21 protein-coding genes are annotated in these 17392 nt (G+C 69.7%); 8 read left to right on the top strand and 13 right to left on the bottom strand.

The window, feature by feature from the left end:
* Positions 1-61 precede the first annotated feature (61 nt).
* A complete protein-coding gene (locus tag L3Q65_RS05610) occupies positions 62-730 on the top strand; it encodes a TetR/AcrR family transcriptional regulator (RefSeq protein WP_182892032.1) in 669 nt (222 codons plus the stop codon).
* Between the two features lie 141 nt (positions 731-871).
* Here L3Q65_RS05610 and L3Q65_RS05605 read toward each other — a convergent pair whose 3' ends face one another.
* From L3Q65_RS05605 to L3Q65_RS05590, 4 genes are all read right to left on the bottom strand, one after another.
* On the bottom strand, positions 872-1426 hold the full coding sequence (locus tag L3Q65_RS05605; protein ID WP_182892033.1) for a YbaB/EbfC family nucleoid-associated protein: 555 nt from the start codon (positions 1424-1426) through the stop codon (positions 872-874).
* Position 1427: 1 nt separating this feature from the next.
* Positions 1428-2474 carry a hypothetical protein gene (locus tag L3Q65_RS05600; RefSeq protein ID WP_182892034.1) on the bottom strand — a complete coding sequence of 349 codons (1047 nt, stop codon included), beginning with the start codon at positions 2472-2474 and terminating at the stop codon, positions 1428-1430.
* Between the two features lies 1 nt (position 2475).
* Complete coding sequence (locus L3Q65_RS05595) at positions 2476-2853, bottom strand: hypothetical protein (RefSeq protein WP_220507328.1); 378 nt, start codon at positions 2851-2853, stop codon at positions 2476-2478.
* Positions 2854-2973: 120 nt separating this feature from the next.
* On the bottom strand, positions 2974-3810 hold the full coding sequence (locus tag L3Q65_RS05590) for a DUF1295 domain-containing protein (protein ID WP_237598949.1): 837 nt from the start codon (positions 3808-3810) through the stop codon (positions 2974-2976).
* 51 nt (positions 3811-3861) lie between these two features.
* Here L3Q65_RS05590 and L3Q65_RS05585 point away from each other — a divergent pair, with 51 nt between their 5' ends.
* Positions 3862-4368 (top strand): emopamil-binding family protein, encoded by a 507-nt coding sequence (locus L3Q65_RS05585; protein WP_182892037.1) that lies wholly within the window; start codon positions 3862-3864, stop codon positions 4366-4368.
* A gap of 33 nt (positions 4369-4401) precedes the next feature.
* Here the strand turns inward: L3Q65_RS05585 and L3Q65_RS05580 are convergent, their stop codons facing one another.
* Genes L3Q65_RS05580 through L3Q65_RS05570 form a run of 3 tightly spaced genes read right to left on the bottom strand, consistent with a single transcriptional unit; the run spans position 4402 to position 6903 of the window.
* Positions 4402-5916 (bottom strand): MFS transporter, encoded by a 1515-nt coding sequence (locus tag L3Q65_RS05580; RefSeq protein ID WP_237598948.1) that lies wholly within the window; start codon positions 5914-5916, stop codon positions 4402-4404.
* Positions 5917-5974: 58 nt separating this feature from the next.
* Entirely contained in the window at positions 5975-6343 is a 369-nt protein-coding gene (locus L3Q65_RS05575) for a VOC family protein (protein ID WP_182892039.1), read from the bottom strand.
* Positions 6344-6360: 17 nt separating this feature from the next.
* A complete protein-coding gene (locus L3Q65_RS05570; RefSeq protein WP_182892040.1) occupies positions 6361-6903 on the bottom strand; it encodes a dihydrofolate reductase family protein in 543 nt (180 codons plus the stop codon).
* A gap of 97 nt (positions 6904-7000) precedes the next feature.
* Between L3Q65_RS05570 and L3Q65_RS05565 the strand changes: the two genes are divergently transcribed.
* Together L3Q65_RS05565 and L3Q65_RS05560 are read left to right on the top strand one after the other, a co-directional pair.
* Positions 7001-7372 carry a YciI family protein gene (locus tag L3Q65_RS05565; protein ID WP_182892041.1) on the top strand — a complete coding sequence of 124 codons (372 nt, stop codon included), beginning with the start codon at positions 7001-7003 and terminating at the stop codon, positions 7370-7372.
* 47 nt (positions 7373-7419) lie between these two features.
* Positions 7420-8577 carry an RNA polymerase sigma factor gene (locus L3Q65_RS05560; RefSeq protein WP_237598947.1) on the top strand — a complete coding sequence of 386 codons (1158 nt, stop codon included), beginning with the start codon at positions 7420-7422 and terminating at the stop codon, positions 8575-8577.
* On the opposite strand, the gene L3Q65_RS05555 is transcribed toward L3Q65_RS05560, so the two are convergent.
* The gene (locus L3Q65_RS05555; RefSeq protein ID WP_182892042.1) at positions 8574-9125 is read right to left on the bottom strand and encodes a D-alanyl-D-alanine carboxypeptidase family protein; all 552 of its coding nucleotides are present in this window, start codon (positions 9123-9125) and stop codon (positions 8574-8576) included. The two genes, L3Q65_RS05560 and L3Q65_RS05555, sit on opposite strands and share 4 nt — an antisense overlap.
* A gap of 198 nt (positions 9126-9323) precedes the next feature.
* On the opposite strand from L3Q65_RS05555, the gene L3Q65_RS05550 reads away from it, so the two are divergent.
* Genes L3Q65_RS05550 through L3Q65_RS05540 form a run of 3 tightly spaced genes read left to right on the top strand, consistent with a single transcriptional unit; the run spans position 9324 to position 11877 of the window.
* Positions 9324-10016, top strand: coding sequence for a response regulator transcription factor (locus tag L3Q65_RS05550; protein ID WP_182892043.1), 693 nt, complete (start codon positions 9324-9326; stop codon positions 10014-10016).
* Positions 10013-11419 (top strand): HAMP domain-containing sensor histidine kinase, encoded by a 1407-nt coding sequence (locus tag L3Q65_RS05545; protein WP_182892044.1) that lies wholly within the window; start codon positions 10013-10015, stop codon positions 11417-11419. Before L3Q65_RS05550 ends, L3Q65_RS05545 begins: the two co-directional genes overlap by 4 nt.
* On the top strand, positions 11416-11877 hold the full coding sequence (locus L3Q65_RS05540) for a hypothetical protein (RefSeq protein ID WP_220507331.1): 462 nt from the start codon (positions 11416-11418) through the stop codon (positions 11875-11877). The genes L3Q65_RS05545 and L3Q65_RS05540 overlap by 4 nt, the downstream gene beginning before the upstream one ends.
* Before the next feature lies 1 nt (position 11878).
* Here the strand turns inward: L3Q65_RS05540 and L3Q65_RS05535 are convergent, their stop codons facing one another.
* Positions 11879-13048: an MFS transporter gene (locus tag L3Q65_RS05535; protein ID WP_237598946.1), complete on the bottom strand. Its 1170-nt coding sequence runs from the start codon at positions 13046-13048 to the stop codon at positions 11879-11881.
* 101 nt (positions 13049-13149) lie between these two features.
* Here L3Q65_RS05535 and L3Q65_RS05530 point away from each other — a divergent pair, with 101 nt between their 5' ends.
* Positions 13150-13746 carry a TetR/AcrR family transcriptional regulator gene (locus L3Q65_RS05530; protein WP_182892047.1) on the top strand — a complete coding sequence of 199 codons (597 nt, stop codon included), beginning with the start codon at positions 13150-13152 and terminating at the stop codon, positions 13744-13746.
* Positions 13747-14045: 299 nt separating this feature from the next.
* Here the strand turns inward: L3Q65_RS05530 and L3Q65_RS05525 are convergent, their stop codons facing one another.
* The 4 genes from L3Q65_RS05525 to L3Q65_RS05510 form a co-directional block, all read right to left on the bottom strand.
* The gene (locus tag L3Q65_RS05525; protein WP_182892048.1) at positions 14046-15134 is read right to left on the bottom strand and encodes a Gfo/Idh/MocA family protein; all 1089 of its coding nucleotides are present in this window, start codon (positions 15132-15134) and stop codon (positions 14046-14048) included.
* Positions 15131-15862 carry a sugar phosphate isomerase/epimerase gene (locus L3Q65_RS05520; RefSeq protein ID WP_182892049.1) on the bottom strand — a complete coding sequence of 244 codons (732 nt, stop codon included), beginning with the start codon at positions 15860-15862 and terminating at the stop codon, positions 15131-15133. Before L3Q65_RS05520 ends, L3Q65_RS05525 begins: the two co-directional genes overlap by 4 nt.
* A 94-nt stretch (positions 15863-15956) precedes the next feature.
* Positions 15957-16496, bottom strand: coding sequence for a GNAT family N-acetyltransferase (locus L3Q65_RS05515; protein WP_237598945.1), 540 nt, complete (start codon positions 16494-16496; stop codon positions 15957-15959).
* Positions 16497-16515: 19 nt separating this feature from the next.
* The gene (locus L3Q65_RS05510; protein WP_220507332.1) at positions 16516-17289 is read right to left on the bottom strand and encodes a FadR/GntR family transcriptional regulator; all 774 of its coding nucleotides are present in this window, start codon (positions 17287-17289) and stop codon (positions 16516-16518) included.
* Positions 17290-17392: the final 103 nt, after the last annotated feature.

Below are 17392 nucleotides of genomic sequence, written 5' to 3'. Positions count from 1 at the left end.
CTGCTCCCGGGGAGCCGCGGCCGATTAGGCTGGCCGCAGCGTGCGTGCGAAAGGTGGCCCGATGCCCGCGAAACCGGCAAAGCAGCGGCTGACCGAGGCCGCGTTCGCGCTGTTCGAGGAGCGCGGCTACGACCAGACGACGGTGGACGACATCACCGACCGGGCAGGCGTCGGGCGCAGCACGTTCTTCCGCGCGTTCCGGTCCAAAGAGGACGTGATCTTCCCGGACCACGAGGTCCTGCTGAGCGCGATCGAGGCCCGGCTGGCCGGATCCGACCCGCGCACCGCGACCGTCGCGGTCACCGAAGCCGCGCGCCTCGTGCTGCGGCATTACGTCGCGGAGGGCGAGCTGGCGCTGGCGCGCTACCGGCTCACCCGCAGCGTGCCCGCACTACGAGCGCGGGAAATCGCGGGCACGCGGCAGTATCAGCGGCTGTTCCAGGAATTCGTGCACCGCTGGATGGGCGGCGGCGAGGAAACCGCGCTGCGCGCCGAACTCATGGCGGCCGCGGTGGTGACAGCGCACAACCACGTCCTGCGGCGATGGCTGCGCGGACAGGCGACGGACCCGGAGGCGGCCTTCGACGCCGCGATGGCGGACACGGTTGCGTTGTTCGGCAACACCGGAGAGGCGGAGACGACGGTGGTCGCTTTCCGTACTGGGAAGGACCTTTCCGCCGTGCTGCCCGGGTTGCGCAAGCTGCTCGGCGACGAAGGCACGCTCGGCTGAGCGGCTACCACGCCTCATCGAAGCGCACGCCAGCTCCGTAGCCCACCGGACACTCCGGCACCCCCGGAGCATCAGCCGACACCGCCGCACTGCCCGCCCCGCACAAACCGCCCGGCGACGAAAACACCCTCGCCCGAACGGCTACCACGCCTCATCGAACCGGACGCCAGCCTCGTACCAGTCTTCGTCGCTCACCGGGCGCTCCGGTTCCGCAGGAAGTTCGGGGTCGGCGGTGCGGTTGCGGAGGTAGTCGCCCTCGCCCTGCACGACGGATCCGGCCGCGGTTTGCCGAGGTGCCGCAGGCTTTTCCGGTGCAGCAACGGGTTTCGGCTGGCTAGGCGCAGCAGGCGGTACCGTCTCAGCGGGCGGAGCGGGTCGCCGAGGGGCCGGAGTCGCGGGGGCGAGGTCAGGCTCGAATCCGGCCCGCCACTTCAAGCGGTCCATCACGAAGCCGCGGGTGCCGAGCGGAGCCAGCAGCGCCGCAGTGCGGTTCGCTGATTCCCGTTGCGCTTCGGCGTACGTGCGCAGGACTAGCGCGGCGAGCTCGTCCGGCGGCAGATTCCGTACTGTGCCGGACAGTTTCAGTCCAGTGAGGACACCGTCGGTGTTGACCGTGGCGGTGACCGCGTTGCCGGGCGAGGACGCCTCGACCGACAACGCGGACAGAGCTTGGATCAGTTCTTCCGGACCGGCCACGTCAGTCCATCGCGGACGGCGACATCGGCTGCGACACCGAACCGTCCGGTGCGATGTCGACGTTGCGGTCCCGGACCCGCTTTTCGGTGCCCTTCGGGGTGTTCGAGGTCTCGAAGTTGCCCGGGTCGAACGAATCGCCGGGGCTCACGTCGGGCGGGTTCGGCACCGGGGGCAGGTTGACCGACTTCTCGTGGATCTTGTCCGCCAGCCGGCTCGCCGACTCCCGCATGTGCGAGCGGATCTTGTCCGCACCGCTGAGGAAGCTCTCGAAGATGTCGTCCGCGTTGTCGCCTTCGACCTTCGCCGAGGCCTGCGCGGTCACCTCGGTGAGCCCGGCTCCCGCGCCGGCGACCGCGGCCTGTGCTCCGACCGCGCTCATCGACAGCCCGCCCGCCGCGGCGGCGGCCCCTCCCGGGGTGGCGACCACGGCGAGCATCCCGATCAGCGCGCCGGTGAAGGCCACCGTCGCCACCTTCGACCAGGAGATTTCGCCCTCCTTGGCTTTCGCCTTCTGGTACTTCTCCGCGGTTTCCCGGAACGTCAGCGCGAGCGAGCTGAGGTCCTCCCGCGCCGCCCACACGCCGTCGCGGGCGGCGACGATGTCGCTTTCCACGACGGTGATCTCGGCGGCGAGCGCCTCGTAGGTCTCCGACAGCCGGTCGAGGTAGGTCTTGACGTCCTCGGCCGCGTTGCCGCGCCACGAGCCCAGCAGTTCCTTCGCCCGGCGCAGTTCGGTGATCGACCCGCGGCTGAGGTTCTTCCACACCGGCTCGTACGAGTTGATCATCGACTGCAGGCCGCCGCCGGTGTCCTTGAGGTCGGCCTCGGAGAACTCCCGGAAGACCTCGGTGATCTTGTCCTGGTACGCCTCGTACAGCTCGTTCGCCATGGAGAACTTGAAGAACTCCGCGTAGCGCAGGAATTCCATCCCGTCGAGCGCGTCGTTGGCGCCCTTGTGCAGATCCTCGCTGATGCCTTCGAGCAGTTCCGAACGCGGACGGCCGTCCGAGCCGCCGCTGAGCCCGAAGTAGTCTTCCTGCTCGCTCACGTCAGCGCACCTCTCCGCCCGCGCGCCGCACCGCGGACTGCGACTCGGCGTCCGACGCCTCGTACAGCTCCGCCACGCGCTTGAGCGCTTCGCTCGCCTGATGCGTCGTGAAGGCCAGCTTCGCGAGCGCTTCCTCCACCTTCGCGCGGTGGTTCTCGTACGCCGCCGCGACCTTGGGCATGCCGAGCGATCCGCCGAACGCGGTGGTCGGGCCGCCGCCGAACAGGTCGATCGAACCGATGATGGCGGCCGGGCCGACCGCGTCGGGCAGGTCCAGCCTGCGCACGCCGCCGCGCGCGGTCTCCGCCGCGTCCCCGGCGGCCGCGACGAACCCGCTCGCCTTGCGCAGGTCGTCGAGGTCGGTTTCGAAACCGATCATGAAACTACCCCCAGTCGTGTGAACCGTGACCCTACCGGGCGAACGGTATCCCTTCCGACTCATCGGACAGCGGGGAGGTTCACGGCATTGACGTGAGGACGGTCACATAACGGGCAGCGCTCAGTCCGAAGTGGACCCCACGGCGCTTCCGCGGCGGTCGGCCCGGCACGGGAACCACGGCACGATCGGCGAAACTCGCCGCTGGTAGTCGGCGTACTCCGGGTAGCGGCCGAGCGTGATGCTCTCGGTGAAGATCGTCGAACCGGCGAACAGCGCCGTCAGCAGGACCGCGCCGGCGATCGTCCAGGTGACCGCGCCGGCCGCGGAGACTCCGATCAGGAACACCAGCCACCACTGCGCTTGCTCGAAGAAGAAGTTGGGGTGGCGGGAAAACCGGAAGAGCCCGGTCTGCGCGAACCGCGGTTCGGGGATGCGCCCGGCGGCCGTCTCGCGCTTCTTCCACTGGTGGAAGTTCCACTGCTGCTGGTCCGCGATCGTCTCGCCGGCCAGGCAGGCCACGAACGCGACGGCCAGCACGATGTCGGCGGCGCCCAGCGGGGTCCGATGGTCCAGCGCGGTCCACGCGGGAAGCGTGATGAGCAGCAGGATCACGTTCTGGTAGAGCGTGATGAAGAAGAGGTTGAACAGCTGGAACTGCCACGGAGCCATCCGGCCGCGCAGCACCGCCCAGCGGTAGTCCTCGCCGCCGGGGGCGTAGCCGCCCTTGCGGCCGTAGTTGAACGTCAGCCGCGCGCCCCACAGGAACACGAGCGCGAACAGCAGGTCCAGCCTGGCGTCCGCGAACCCCGCGTGCCCGGCGAAGATCCCGGTGTAGGCCACGGGGACGACCGACCAGATCCGGTCCACCCAGGAGTACTCCCTGGTGAGCACCGACAGCAGCCAGCAGCCGGCGCACACGCCCGCGAACACCCAGAGGCACACCTGGAACGCGTTCATGACCGCGACTGTACTGCCGAGATCGCCGGTGCGACGCCCTACAATCCGCCGATGGGCACCACGACGGCGAACCTGCCCCTGCGCGAGCGCAAGATCGACCTGTTCTTCGCGGTGATCTTCTCGGCGTTCACGGTAACGTCCCTGATCAGCGACCTGCTGCCGACGATCGGCGTCGACTTCTCGCGGCCGACCGGCAACTTCTTCGTCGACTCCAACTACTGGTACGCCCACGACGCCGACCCGCTGTTCATGCACCCGCCGGACTGGATGCGGATCGTCACCGGGCTCTCGGCGTTCGTCTACCTCCCGTTCTACGTCGTGCTCGTCTGGTGCCTCGTCGCGGGCCGCAACGGGATCCAGCTGTTCGCGGTGGTCTACGCGACGATGATCGTCACGCTCACCGGGATCGTCGTGTTCGGCGTCGAGTTCTTCGGCGACCCGGCGACCCGCACCGGCAACCCGGGCAAGTTCCTCGCGTTCAACCTCCCCTACGTGCTGATTCCGTTGCTGCTGCTGGTGCGGATGCGCCGCCCGCTGCCGTTCGCCCGGCGGTTCTGACCACTGTGGACAGAAGCGGGCGGGGTCTGGCGATCACCCCGCTCCGGCCTTGCGCAGCACCCGTTGCCGACGGCTCGTGTAAGCCGCGACCGAACCGCACAACAGGGCCAGCATCGCGCCCGACCACAGCACCTCGGACACTGACGTCACCAGCAGCGAAAGCACCAACGGCCCAGCCAGCCCGCCCAACCGGTTGAAAAACGACACCGAACCCGCGGCCCGCCCGCGCGACCGGTCGTCGGCCACATCAGCGGCGACTGGCAGGAACACCGCGGCCATGGTGTTGACGCCCAGCAAGGCGACCGTCAGCACTGCGGCCGACAGCCATGGTGCGGCGACCGCCCATCCGGACACCGCGAGTGCCAGCAGCAGCACCGCGGTGCAGACGGCGAGCCGCACGGTGACGCCGGTTGGGCCGAAGCGGCGGTAGCCGAGGACCAGCAGTCCCGCGCACAGCACCATCGCCACCGCCGAGCCCGTCAGGAGGGCGTTCGCCGTGGTCAGCGAGAGACCGCCGACGCGGGACAGGGTCGGTACCCAGGTCGTCAGGCCGAATGTGGTCAAGCCGATCGAGAAGGCGAACACCCATTGCAGCCGGGTCGTGAGAGTGTTCCGGGCCAGCCAGTCGTCCGCCGGCCCACCAGGTGCCCGGGTGCTTCGTCGGTCCGGGATGACGGCAGCGGCGGCGGCCAGCAGCAGGCCGGTCGGTGCGCCGATGAGCCACAGCACCCGCCAGCCGAACACGGGCTCCAGCCACAGCGCGGAACCGGACGCGACCAGGTAACCGATCGCGGTCGCGACGATCGACAGGCCGGTCACCGCCGCTCCCCTGCCCGGACCGGGGAAAAGGTCGCTGAGCACGGTGATCAGCATCGGAGCCAGCCCGCCTACGGCGATGCCCATCAGGAAGCACATCACCACGTTGCCGCGGAAATCCGGCATGGTGCCGCACATGCTGGTGGCGGTGAACCCGAGTGTGGCGAGCAGGTAACAGGCCCGGCGGCCGATGCGTTCGGCGAGCCTGCTGCACAGCAACGCGCCCAGCGCGGTGCCGGACAGCCCGCTCACCGCCAGCAGCGACGCGGTCGAAGCGTCGATGCCGTATTCCGTGCGCAGGCCGGGGATGACGAACCCCAGCGTCGACGTCTTGCTGATGTCGATCGTCAGCGCGGCGGTGGCGACCATCGCGGTCGTCCGCCTTCCCCGGACCGTCGGCTGCGGCACGACAACCGGGGCAACCGGCACACCCGGGGCACCGCTGTGCCGCGTCCGGCCGAGGACCAGCGCGGCTCCGAGCGCGAGGAGCAAGGCCGCGCCGGCGACGAACATTTCCGGCATGTCGGCAAGCGCCATGCCGTGCAATCGCCGGTCAGCCGTCGAACCCGTCGGACCCGGTGAAACCATCGAATCCATCGGGCCCGTCGCATCCATTCCGGGCAGCTGGAAAGCCCGGAAGAATCCCACGGCCGAAGCGGCCACGACGATCGCCGCCGCCAGCGCGAGCACTCCCCGCCAGCTCGTGCGAGCCGGCCCCGAAACTGGTGTCATGCCTCCAACTTCTCATCCGGGCGCACGCTCCGGCATCTTCAGTTTTGCGGTCCCGTCCTCAGTTTTCCTGGAGGACCGAAAGAATATTCCCCGCTGGATCGCGGAACCACGCGATCAGCGGACCGCCGAGCCGGAAGACGCCCTTTTCGTCGACGCCGTCGAACGGTTCGAAGGAAACCCCGGCCGCGCCGAGGTCCGCGACCGCCTGGTCGATGTCGTCCACCGGGAAGTTGAGAACGGTGTACTCGGCCGGAACGTGCTTGTCGCCCTTCGGGTAGACGAGCACTTCGCGTCCTTCGGCGAGACGCAGCCGCAGCATCCCCCAGCTTTCGGCGACCTCGATGCCGAGCGTCTCGGCGTAGAACGTCCGCGCGGCCGGGATGTCGTCCACGGAGAAACCGCTGAATGCCTTGCTGGTGTCGAACATTTTTCCTCCTGGAGGTCTCAGAGAATCGCCGGCCGGTAAGTGACGGAGAGGACGCCGTTGCCGAACGTCCGGGAAGCGACGAGTTCGAGGTCGGCACGGGAAGAAGCCTCCGGGAACAGCCGCGCGCCCGAGCCGAGCACGATCGGGTGGATCAGCAGGTTCAGCTCGTCGAGCAAACCCGCCGGCAGCAGCGACCGCACCAGCCGGGGGCTGCCGGGAATGTGGATGTTCTTGCCCGGCTTGCTTTTCAACGAGTTCAGCTCAGCCGCCAGATCAGGGCCGAGCAGCGTCGAACCGCGCCAGCCCACTTCGGTGAGCGTGCTCGAGACGACGTACTTCGGGGTGTTGTTCAGGAACGCGGCCATCGGTGACGAGTCGCCCAGGCCCGGCCACATCCGGGCGAAGTCCGCGTAGGTGTTCCGGCCGAGCAGGACGGCGTCCGATTCGGCGATGCCGGCGCGGATCACCTCGTCCGCCTCGTGGTTCAGCGTCATCCAGTCCGGCGGCGACTCGGTCACCCCGTCCAGCGAAACCGACAGTCCGGCCACGATCTTCCGCACGGCTATGCTCCTTCTTCAGCTGACATGTGCACGGGGGACGTCGGAGCCGGAATCCGCGAGGCGACACCGGCGGCGAAAAATTTCGAAGGGGGCCGTCGTGCGGTACTTGATCATGATCCACAGCAATCCGCGGTTCCGGGCGCTCTGGGAGGAGATGCCGGACGAGAAGAAGGCCGAGTTCGGCCGTAGCCATCTCGCGCTCGCCCGGGCGCTCGAGGAGTCCGGCGAACTGGTGCTCAGCGACGGGCTCGCCGATCCCGCCGAGGCCAAGTGCGTCACCGTGCAGGACGGCAAGGCGGTGCCGAGCGACGGTCCGTTCGCCGAGGTCAAGGAGCATCTGGTCGGCTTCTACCTGGTCGAATGCGAGAGCATGGAACGGGCGCTGGAACACGCCGCGCGGGTGCCGGACGCGGTGTATGGCAAGGTCGAGGTCCGGCCGCTCCGCAACGTGAAAGAGCTGGATCTCTGACTCCCCCGCCCGGCTTCGAGCAGCTCCTGCGCGACCTCGCGCCGCAGGTGCTCACCGCCGTCTGCCGCCGGTTCGGCGACTTCGCGCTTTGCGAGGACGCGGTGCAGGAAGCGCTGCTGTCCGCCGCGGTGAAATGGCCGGAACAGGGCCTGCCGGACAACCCCAGAAGCTGGCTGATCACCGCGGCCGCGCGCCGGCGCATCGACATCGAGCGCAGCGAGTCCGCTCGTCGGCAGCGGGAGCACACGGCCGCCGGGCTGGCGGTGCCGCAGCCGGAATTCGCTCCGGCCGAGGACGACACGCTGACCCTGCTGATGCTGTGCTGTCATCCCGAACTCGGCAAGCCGTCTCAGCTCGCGTTGACGCTGCGCGCGGTCGGCGGCCTCACCACCGCGGAGATCGGCCGGGCGCTGCTGGTTCCGGAGAAGACCGTGAGCCAGCGGATCAACCGGGCGAAGAAACGGCTCAGCGGGGCCCGGTTCCGGATGCCGCCGCCGGGCGAACGGGCCGAGCGGATGACCGCGGTGCTGCAGGTGCTGTACCTGATCTTCACCGAGGGGCACACCGCCAGCTCCGGAACCGCGGTCAACCGGGTCGAGCTGACCGCCGAGGCGATCCGGCTGACCCGGCAGCTGCACACGCAGGTTCCCGACGACGGCGAGGTCGCCGGGCTGCTGGCGCTCATGCTGCTCAGCGACGCCCGGCGGCCCGCGCGGACCCGGCCGGACGGCGCCGCCGTGCCGCTGGCCGAACAGGACCGCACGCTGTGGGACGCCGCCGTGATCGCCGAAGGGCTCGACCTGATCGGGAAAACCCTGGTCACCGCCCAGCTCGGGCCGTATCAGCTCGAGGCCGCGATCGCCGCGGTGCACGACGAGGCAGCCCGCGCCGAGGACACCGACTGGCCGCAGATCCTCGCCCTCTACGACCTGCTGCTCGCCCTCGCGCCGAGTCCGGTCGCGGCGCTGAACCGGATCGTCCCGGTCGCGATGGTCCACGGCGCCCGCGAGGGGTTGCGGCAGCTCGACGAGATCGCCGGGCTGGACGAGCATCATCGCGTCGACGTGGTGCGCGCGCACCTGCTCGACCTGGCGGGCGAGCCCGGGCAAGCCCGGGTCTATTACCGTTCAGCGGCACGGAAAACTCTCAGCGTTCCCGAACGACGGTACCTGGAATCCCGTGCCGCAAAAAGGAAATCACCCTAACTGGCCGCTCGGGCCATCGACGGCGGGCGCGACGCGTCCGGGTTCGGCAACCGCATCGGCACGGTGTCCGCGTGGTACTCGAAATGCCACCATTCGTTGTCGTAGCGGCGATACAGCCGGTACTCCGCCCCGTGCCGCTCCAGCCACGCCGCGCCCTCGCTCGGGCGCACGTCGAGCGCCGTGCCGCGGACGTGGGCCGATTCGTGCGGCGGCAGCACTCGACGCCGGGCCGCGGCGACGGAGCCGGTGCGGTGCACCTCTTCGGCGAACAGCCGGTGCTGATGGGCGGCGTCGCGGTGGCCGGAGGTGAGTCCGATGAGCTGGCGATCCCGCCAGAACGCCTCGGCGCGCGCCGCGGTGAACGCCGCGCGGGCCGATTCGCTGAGGCCCGCGAGGTCCTCGGCCGGATAGCGCGTCGCGAGCGCCCACTGGCAGGCCAGGTAACGGCCGCGGCCGGGCGAACGCAGGAACGCCGCCGGGAGCAGCGCCACCGCCAGGAGACGGGTGACGGTCGCGAGGACCCGGGGCCGGCGAAGCGACTCGATCATGGGGTCCACTTTCGGGCCCCAGTGTGCGCGCACTGCGCCCGGAGTTTGACAGCTCTGTAACAGTTCGCCGCGGCGGTGCTGTTACCGAACGATGACACGGCACGCACCGGGCGGCGATCCGGGCCGGGCAGGCTGGGCCCGGCCGTCCGCTGTGGACTGTCCGGGCGGCCGGACGGGCGGACTGCGATAGTGGGAGACATGCCGAGGGTGCTGCTGATCGAAGACGACCAGGCCGTGCGCGACGGCCTGCGGCTGGCCCTGACGTATCAGGGCCACACGGTCGACGCGGTGGAGACCGGCGAGGAAGGCCTCGCCCGGCTCGCCGGCGACTCCGCCGACGTCGTGGTCCTCGACCTCATGCTGCCCGGGATGGACGGCTTCGAGGTCTGCCGCCGCATCCGCGCGGCAGGCGATCTCCCGATCATCATGCTCACCGCGCGCAACGACGACATCGACGTGGTGGCCGGGCTCGAAGCGGGAGCCGACGACTACGTCGTGAAGCCCGCGCAGGCCCGCGTGCTGGAGGCGCGCATCCGCGCGGTGCTGCGCCGGACCGGCGGCGAACCGCGCAACCCGGACGCGAAACCGGGCCCGGAACGGCACGGCGACCTGACGATCGACCGCGAAGGCCTCGTGGTCAGCAAGCACGGCACGGTGATCGGGCTCGCGCCGACCGAACTGCGGCTGCTGCTGGAGCTGTCCTCCTCCCCCGGTCGCGTGCTCAGCCGTCAGCAGCTGCTCGAATCCGTATGGGACCAGGGCTATCTCGGCGATTCGCGGCTCGTCGACGCGTGCGTGCAGCGGCTGCGCGCCAAGATCGAGGACGACCCCGCGAAACCGGTGTACGTCCAGACCCTGCGCGGTTTCGGCTATCGCTTCGGGCCGCTGTGACCGGCTGGCGGCTGCGCGGGCTGCGCACCCGGTTGCTGGTGGCGTTCGCGCTGCTGAGCGTGTTCACCGCGCTCGCCGTCGCCGGGATCGGCTACGTGCAGGCCCGGAACGGGATCCTGCAGCGCACCCAGGACAACGCCGCCACGGAGATGACCACCCAGCTCAAGCAGCTGTATCCGCTCCCCCGGCAGCCTGTGGACACGAGTGCGCTGCAGTCGGCCGCCGAGCGGCTCAACGGCCGGAAGACCTCCGCACTGGTGACGAGCGGCGGCCACAGCGCGGGCGACATGCCCGCCTCGGTGATCACGCCGGAGCTGCGCGCGGTCGTGCAATCCGGCCGGGTCGCGTGGCAGCGCGTGGATGTCGGCGGAGTGACGCAGCTGGTGCTGGGCGCGCAGTTGCTGATCGCGACCGGCGACCGGCGGAATCCGACGATCCCGTCCGGGATCGAGGTCTACGAACTGCGCGATCTCAACCCGGAAATCGACGCGGTGAACCGGCTCGCCAGGGACGCGTGGCTCGCGGGCGGCGCCGCGCTGGTGGTGGCCTTGATACTCGCCGTGCTGGCCGCCGGCAGCGTGTTGCGGCCGGTCGGCGAGCTGCAACGCGCGGCTCGCAGGCTCGGCGCGGGCGACCTTGACGCCCGGATCGCCGTCCGCGGCAGCGACGAACTGGCCAGCGTCGCCCAGACGTTCAACTCGACCGCCGACTCGCTGCAACGGCACGTCGGCGAACTGCGCCGGATGGAAGCCGACGCACGGCGATTCGTCGCCGACGTGTCCCACGAACTGCGCACTCCGCTCGCCGCGATGACCGCGGTCACCGACATGCTCGACGCCGAAGCGAAGCGGCTGCCGGACGCGGCGGGCGAGGCGGTGCGGCTGGTCAGCCAGGAAACCCACAACCTCGCCCGGCTGGTCAACGACCTGATCGAGGTCACCCGGTTCGACTCCGGTACCGCCTCGCTCGAGGTGGACGACGTCGATGTCGCCGAGGCGGTTCGGGCGACCCTGCGAGCACGAGGCTTCGCAGTGGAGACGGACCTGCCGGAAGGGATCCGGGCGCGGGTCGATCCGCGTCGGCTCGACGTGATCGTGGCCAATCTCGTGGGCAACGCGCTGCGGCACGGCGCGGAGCCGGTGACCGTGCGGTTGCGGGGCGGCCAGGCGGGGATCACGCTCGCCGTCGAGGACTCCGGCCCTGGTCTGGACGAGAAGGTGCTTCCACACGTGTTTTCCCGGTTCTACAAGGCGGACACCGCTCGCAGCCGTTCGGAAGGGAGCGGGCTCGGGCTCGCCATCGCCTGGGAGAACGCGCGCTTGCACCGCGGGGAACTGGTCGCCGGGAACCGGCCCGAAGGCGGTGCGGTGTTCACGTTGTGGCTGCCCCGGGAGGTGCGATGACGAAGCGGTTGCTGGCGCTGGTCGCGGTCTTGGTGCTGGCGAGCGGCTGCGGGGTGCGGCCCAGCGGCGTGATCCCCGGCGAGAACGCGCCCAGCGGGCCGCCGAACGGGAACATCGGGCACACCGCGACGGTGTATTTCGTGGTGAACGGGACCGTCGTGCCGGTGGTGCGCAACGGCGTCGGCGACGTTGCCGCGGACCGGGTGCGGGCACTGGAACAAGGGCCGGACGAGGACGAACGAGCGGGCGGTTACACGACGGAGCTTCCGCCGTCGTTCGAGCCGATCGCCATCGGGGTGAACGAGGCGGCGATCGGCGTCAACGTCCGGGAATTGTCGCCGAACGCGGTCGCGCAGATCGTCTGCACGATCCTCGCGGCGGGCGGCGGCGGAGCGTCCGGGACGATCGTTCTTTCCGGCGGAGGCCAGAAACTGCAGCCCCGGGCCTGCACCCGCTGACTCAGCCGCGCGGCTTCATCGCGGGCGCGAACACCACCGCCACCACGCACAATGCCAGGGGCAGCAGGAACGCGACGTTCAGCGGCACCCAGTGCGCCAGCCCGCCGATGATCGCCGGACCGGCCAGCAGCCCGACGTACCCGACTCCGACCACCCGCGCCATCAACGCCCCCGACGCGCGTTTGTCCAGGTTGCCCGCCGCGGTGAACAACTGCGGGACGCCCCCGGACAGCCCGAGCCCGAACAACGCCCAGCCGCACAACGACAACGGCACCCACGGCGCGAGCGACGCGATCGCCAGCCCCAGCGCGGCGAGCCCGCTCCCGTAGCGCACCACCGCGACCGGTCCGGCCAGCGCGGCGACCCGGTCGGTCGCGAACCGGCCGACCGTCATCGCCACCGCGAACGAGCCGTAAGCCAGGGCGGCGGTGCTTTCCGACGTCCCCAGCCCGTCGCGGAGATACAGCGCCGCCCAGTCGTTCGCGACGCCCTCGGACAGCATCAGCGCGAAGGCCAACAGACCCAGCAGCCACACCACGCGCGCGGGCGTACGCGTCGGTTCGGCTTCCTCAGCGGTTTCCTCCGCAGCCTCCTCCGACGAGTCGAGCAAGTACCGGCGGACCACCAGCGAAACCACGATGCACAGGACTCCGGTACCGCCGAGCGACACCAGCGCCGGCACGCCCGCGCCCAGCACTGCCGCGCCGACGACGGCCGCGATCGCACCGCCGATCGACCACATCGCGTGGAAGGCGGCCATGATCGGCCGCGGATAAGCGCGTTCTACGACCACTGCGTGCGCGTTCATCGCGACGTCCAGCGAACCGTTGAAGAACCCGAACGCCGCGAGCGCGAGCCCGAGCGTCCACCAGTTCGCCGCGAACCCCGGCAGCACCACCGCGACCCCGACGAGCACCCCCGCGACGGACACGACGCGCGGATGCCCGAACCGGTCCGCGAGCGGCCCGGTGACCTGCATTCCGACCAGCGCCGATCCGCCGAGCACGAGCAGCAGCGCCCCGAGCGCGGTGTGCGAGACGCCGGTCGCGCGCTCGATCACCGGGATGTGCACCACCCACATGCCGACCGCGAACCCGCACAGCGCGAACACGGTCCAGGTGGCGACGCGCGCCGCGCGGGGCAGCACCGGGGGCGGGGAAAGCTCGGTCATCGGGCTCGGCTCCTCTTCGGGGGTCGGGTCCAGTCAGGAACACGGATGCGAATGGGGCTGGGGCATGATGGGCGGGTGGAAGCCGACCTGACCGCCGCCCCGTGAGCGAGGGCTACCTGAAGGGCAGAATCCGCCGGGACGACATCGTTTCGGCGGCCGCCGTCGTGTACGGCGAAGCCGGCTACCACGCGTCGTCGCTGCGGGAAATAGCCAAGCGAGCAGGCATCACCCACGCCGGCTTGCTGTACCACTTCCCGACGAAGGAAGCGCTGCTCGCGGCGGTCCTGGAACGCCGGGACGCCGAGGACGCCGTCCGAGAGCAACTGTCCGCCCCGCCCGGCTTGGAAGTCCTGCGCCGCTTCATCGCATTGGCCGAACACAACGTCCGCCACCGAGGCATCGTCGAGCTGTACTCGCGCCTCGCCGCCGAAGCGATCTCCGAGGACCACCCCGCACACGCCTACTTCGCCCGCCATTACCGCGAAGCCCGCGACAGCATCGCCCAGTCGTTCCACGCGCTCGCCGAAACAGGCGAACTCCGCCCCGGCGCAGACCCGGACTTGGCGGCACTCACCTTCATCGCACTGATGGACGGCCTCCAGGTCCAGTGGCTCACCACCCCCACGCAAGTAGATACAGTCGGTTCCCTCCGCCTCTTTCTGCAAACTCTCCTGACCGTCCCGCTGTTCCCAAACTAGGCGGATTCAGGAAAAGCACCCCCGGATGGCCGCCGATCCCGCCATGAGGGTTCCCCTCACGCTCCTCAACCGGTCCGTGAGGGGCCCCTCACGGACGCAGATTCCCTCAACGGGCCCTGCACAGCCCACCCGCCCCGCCGACCTGCCGGGATGCGTCGGCCACTCGCGGACCGCAGCCGACGCACCCACCCATCGAGGCATCCCCACACCGCCCCAACCCCGATCCGAAGCCACCCTGCGGTTCGGGGGTGGGGGCCCAACCCCCAGCGCAATGTCGCCCGCCAGGGCGACGAGCCGCCTCACAACGTCCGCACAAACGGATCCCACTCAACGGGCAACAGCTCCGAAACCTCCACCCGGCTGCCCACCTCAACCCCCACCCCAAGCTCCATGGACTCCTCAACAGCCACCATCACATCCAAGACGTGATAAGCCATCTCCCCCGAAGCCCTCTCGGCCACCCCAGCCCGAACCGCCCGGGCCAAATCAAGCACCCCGGTACCCCGGGCAGCCGAATGCCCCACCGCAGCCAGCTCCTCCGCCTCCCCACCCGAATGCACCACGGCAGAACCGCCAAACCCATTAGGATCCGGCAAAACCGCAGTCCCCAGCGAACCGGAAACCTCAACCACCCCGGTACGCCGCAACGCAGAATCAAACGTCAGCAAAACCTGCGCGGTCCCCCCGCGCGCAAACTCGATCAACGCACTAACCGTGGTAGGCACCGTAACCGGAAACTCAGTCCCAGCCCGCGGCCCAGCCCCGATCACCCGAGTCTCCCTCACCCGCCCGCCAACCCCGGTGACCTTCCGCACCGCCCCGAACACCTGAACCAGCTGCGTCAAGTAATAAGGCCCGATATCCAGCAGCGGCCCGCCTCCAGCCTGGAACAAAAACTCCGGCGCAGGATGCCACCCCTCCGGCCCAGGCGTCTGAAACAACGCCAACGCAGCAAATGGCGCACCGATTCGCCCGCCCGCAAGCGCACGCAACGCAGTCTGATGCCCAGCACCGAGAAGCGTGTCCGGCGCCCCGGCCACCCGCACCCCGACGTCTCGCGCCCGATCAAGGAGCTTCCGCACAGTCCGCCGATCCACCCCGATCGGTTTCTCCGTCCAAACGTGCTTGCCCGCCTCGACCGCCGCGAGACTGACCTCGACATGCACCGCGGGCACAGTCAAATTCACGACAATCTCACCATCCGGCAACGCAAGCAGATCCGCTACCGAACCCGCCCAGGGAATACCGTATCGAGCCGCCTGCGCCCGAGCACGGTCCAGATCGAGATCAGCAATCCCCACCACCCGAAGATCCGGGAACGCCGTCAGATTCTCCAAATAGGCGTCGCTGATGAACCCAGCCCCGACGATCCCGACCCCGACAGTCACTCCCCCACCTCAGCGAGATAAGCGAAACTCTCCGCGATCCCGCCGAATACATCCTCATGCTGATCGAACTCCACCACCCGCAACGCACCCGGAGCAGCCGCAAGCACCTCCCGCAGCGGCACCCGCCCCTGCCCCGCAGGCACCTGCCCGGTGGCATCGACAGCCAACGACCCGTCCTTCACGTGAATCGCGCACACCCGCTCCCCCAGCCGCCGCAGCAACGCAGGCGCATCCTCCCCGCCCGCAGCAGCCCAATAAGCGTCCACCTCCACCACGATCTCCGGAGCAAGCAGATCCGCGAAAACCTCCAACGCACTGCGCCCGGAAATCCGCGATTCGAGCTCCCACCAATGATTGTGGTACCCCACCCGAACGCCATGCCGCGCGGCAACCTCAGCCGCCGCATTAAGCGCAGCCGCCGTATCCGAAATATCGGCGAGACTCCCCCATCGCTCAGCCGGAACCAACGGCTCGATCACGACCCCGATCCCCAGCTCCCGAGCCGCCCGGAACACCGCCTCCTGGTCTTTCCCGACCAACGCGGCATGCGCCGTCGGAGCGTTCAGCCCATGCGCGGCCAACCCCGCCCGGAGCGCCTCGACGTTCTCCACCACCCCATACGGCTCGACCCGCTCGAACCCGATCGCCGCCAGCCGCCGCAACGTCTCGTCCGGATCCGCCGCGAACGCGTCGCGCACCGAGTACAGCTGCACCGAAGGTCCACCCATGCCAACTCCCAGAGGTAGAGGGGCTTTCGCCAATTTCTACCACCTGGTCAGAATTGACACCAGGACAAAACCGGACGGAAATCCCGGGCCACGATCAGCCGAGTTCCTTGTGCCAGATCAGAAAATCGCACGGAGTGGCCAGCAGCGGCGCCAGCTCCGGATGCGGCCCGTCGATCGTCGACTTCTCCACCACCCGATACCCCAAGCGGCTGTACCACTGCGAGAGAAACTCCTTGGACGGATGCGCCCACTCCCGCGGCACCAGCAGCTCAAGCTGCATCCGCGCGCACCCGAGCTCCCGGCAGTGCCGCTCCGCGAACCGGACCAGCTCCCGCCCGATCCCGGCGCCGCGCACCTCCGGCGAGGCAGCGAGCAGGCCGAACTCCCCCAGATCGTCCGCCAGCCGCTGGATCCGGACCGAACCCACCACGGCCTCGCCGATCCGCGCGACCGCGATCTCCCCCGTGCGAACCAGCCCGGCCATCTCCCCGGCATTGGTCCGATCGGCCGAACCGGCCCACAATCCCGCCTCGGCCTTCGCGTAGACGGTGTTCACCAGATCGGTCAGCAGGGCCACCAGCGCAGCGTCCTCGGCGGCGGACGGCGGCAGGAAGGCGATCTCCGGAGTCGTCACCTCTCCAGGCTAACCGCAATCAGCTGGCGGCCGAGCCGGAAACCGCGGGCCGCGCCTCCCCGAAGCCGCCGTAGCGACCGGCTTTCGCGCGTTTGCGCACCTCGTCGAAATGCCGGTGCACCGCGTGCGCGGCCGCTTCCGCGTCGCCGCTCACGAGCGCGTCCACGATCGCCTGGTGCCGTTTCGCGGTGGCCGGAGCGGACGAAACCGGCCCGCCCATTTCGCCTTCCGCGGCCCGGTAGACGTCCCAGAACAAGCCGGTGAGCTCGCGCGCCAGGTCGAAACCCGCCTCGGCGCAGATGAGGTCGTGGAATTCGCGGTCGGCCACCGCCGCGTCCGGTCCCTTGCGGCGCATCCGCGCCACGCACGCCTGCAGTTCCCCGATCAGCTCCGGCCGGTGGTCGCGGGCGACCCGGCTGGTCAGCTCCGTTTCGATCATCTCGCGGACCTCGAGCAGATCGCGCAGCCGCCCGGCGTCGGTGCTGCCGCGGCTGCGCGTGCGGAACAGCAGCCACGTCTGCAGCGCCTCCGACCCGGCCGAGCCGACGAACGTCCCGTAGCCGTGCCGGACCTCGACGATGCCGAGCGCCTGCAGCGCCTTGACCGCCTCCCGGATCGAATTCCGGCTGACCCCGAGGTCTTCGGCGAGGCTCAGTTCGGTCGGCATCGGCGCGCCGGTCGGCAGCTGCCGGTCGACGATCAAGTCGATGATCTGCTTCGTGATCTCTTCACTGCGTTGCGGGCGCGCCACACGTTTCTCCCGGATGTCTTTCTTGCACTGGCACGTCGCCATCGCAGGACATCCTACGTCATGATCGGCTTCCCCCGCCGCACCCGCGCGGGTGGGAACCAGCCTCTTGACCGGGGCGGGAACGGGACTTAGGGTTCCGGCAAGT

The sequence above is a fragment of the Amycolatopsis sp. FU40 genome, assembly GCF_021903635.1.
Lineage (GTDB): Bacteria > Actinomycetota > Actinomycetes > Mycobacteriales > Pseudonocardiaceae > Amycolatopsis > Amycolatopsis dendrobii.
Note: the sequence above shows the minus strand (reverse complement) of the source record. Positions and strands in the feature narration are given on the sequence as shown.

Excerpts from the sequence above, each read along its gene's own strand:
- L3Q65_RS05585 (WP_182892037.1), top strand. The coding sequence starts at position 3,862 with ATGGGCACCACGACGGCGAACCTGCCCCTGCGCGAGCGCAAGATCGAC.
- L3Q65_RS05575 (WP_182892039.1), bottom strand. The coding sequence starts at position 6,343 with ATGTTCGACACCAGCAAGGCATTCAGCGGTTTCTCCGTGGACGACATC.
- L3Q65_RS05580 (WP_237598948.1), bottom strand. The coding sequence starts at position 5,916 with ATGACACCAGTTTCGGGGCCGGCTCGCACGAGCTGGCGGGGAGTGCTC.
- L3Q65_RS05540 (WP_220507331.1), top strand. The coding sequence starts at position 11,416 with ATGACGAAGCGGTTGCTGGCGCTGGTCGCGGTCTTGGTGCTGGCGAGC.
- L3Q65_RS05555 (WP_182892042.1), bottom strand. The coding sequence starts at position 9,125 with ATGATCGAGTCGCTTCGCCGGCCCCGGGTCCTCGCGACCGTCACCCGT.
- L3Q65_RS05550 (WP_182892043.1), top strand. The coding sequence starts at position 9,324 with ATGCCGAGGGTGCTGCTGATCGAAGACGACCAGGCCGTGCGCGACGGC.
- L3Q65_RS05610 (WP_182892032.1), top strand. The coding sequence starts at position 62 with ATGCCCGCGAAACCGGCAAAGCAGCGGCTGACCGAGGCCGCGTTCGCG.
- L3Q65_RS05535 (WP_237598946.1), bottom strand. The coding sequence starts at position 13,048 with ATGACCGAGCTTTCCCCGCCCCCGGTGCTGCCCCGCGCGGCGCGCGTC.
- L3Q65_RS05520 (WP_182892049.1), bottom strand. The coding sequence starts at position 15,862 with ATGGGTGGACCTTCGGTGCAGCTGTACTCGGTGCGCGACGCGTTCGCG.
- L3Q65_RS05510 (WP_220507332.1), bottom strand. The coding sequence starts at position 17,289 with ATGGCGACGTGCCAGTGCAAGAAAGACATCCGGGAGAAACGTGTGGCG.
- L3Q65_RS05590 (WP_237598949.1), bottom strand. The coding sequence starts at position 3,810 with ATGAACGCGTTCCAGGTGTGCCTCTGGGTGTTCGCGGGCGTGTGCGCC.
- L3Q65_RS05595 (WP_220507328.1), bottom strand. The coding sequence starts at position 2,853 with ATGATCGGTTTCGAAACCGACCTCGACGACCTGCGCAAGGCGAGCGGG.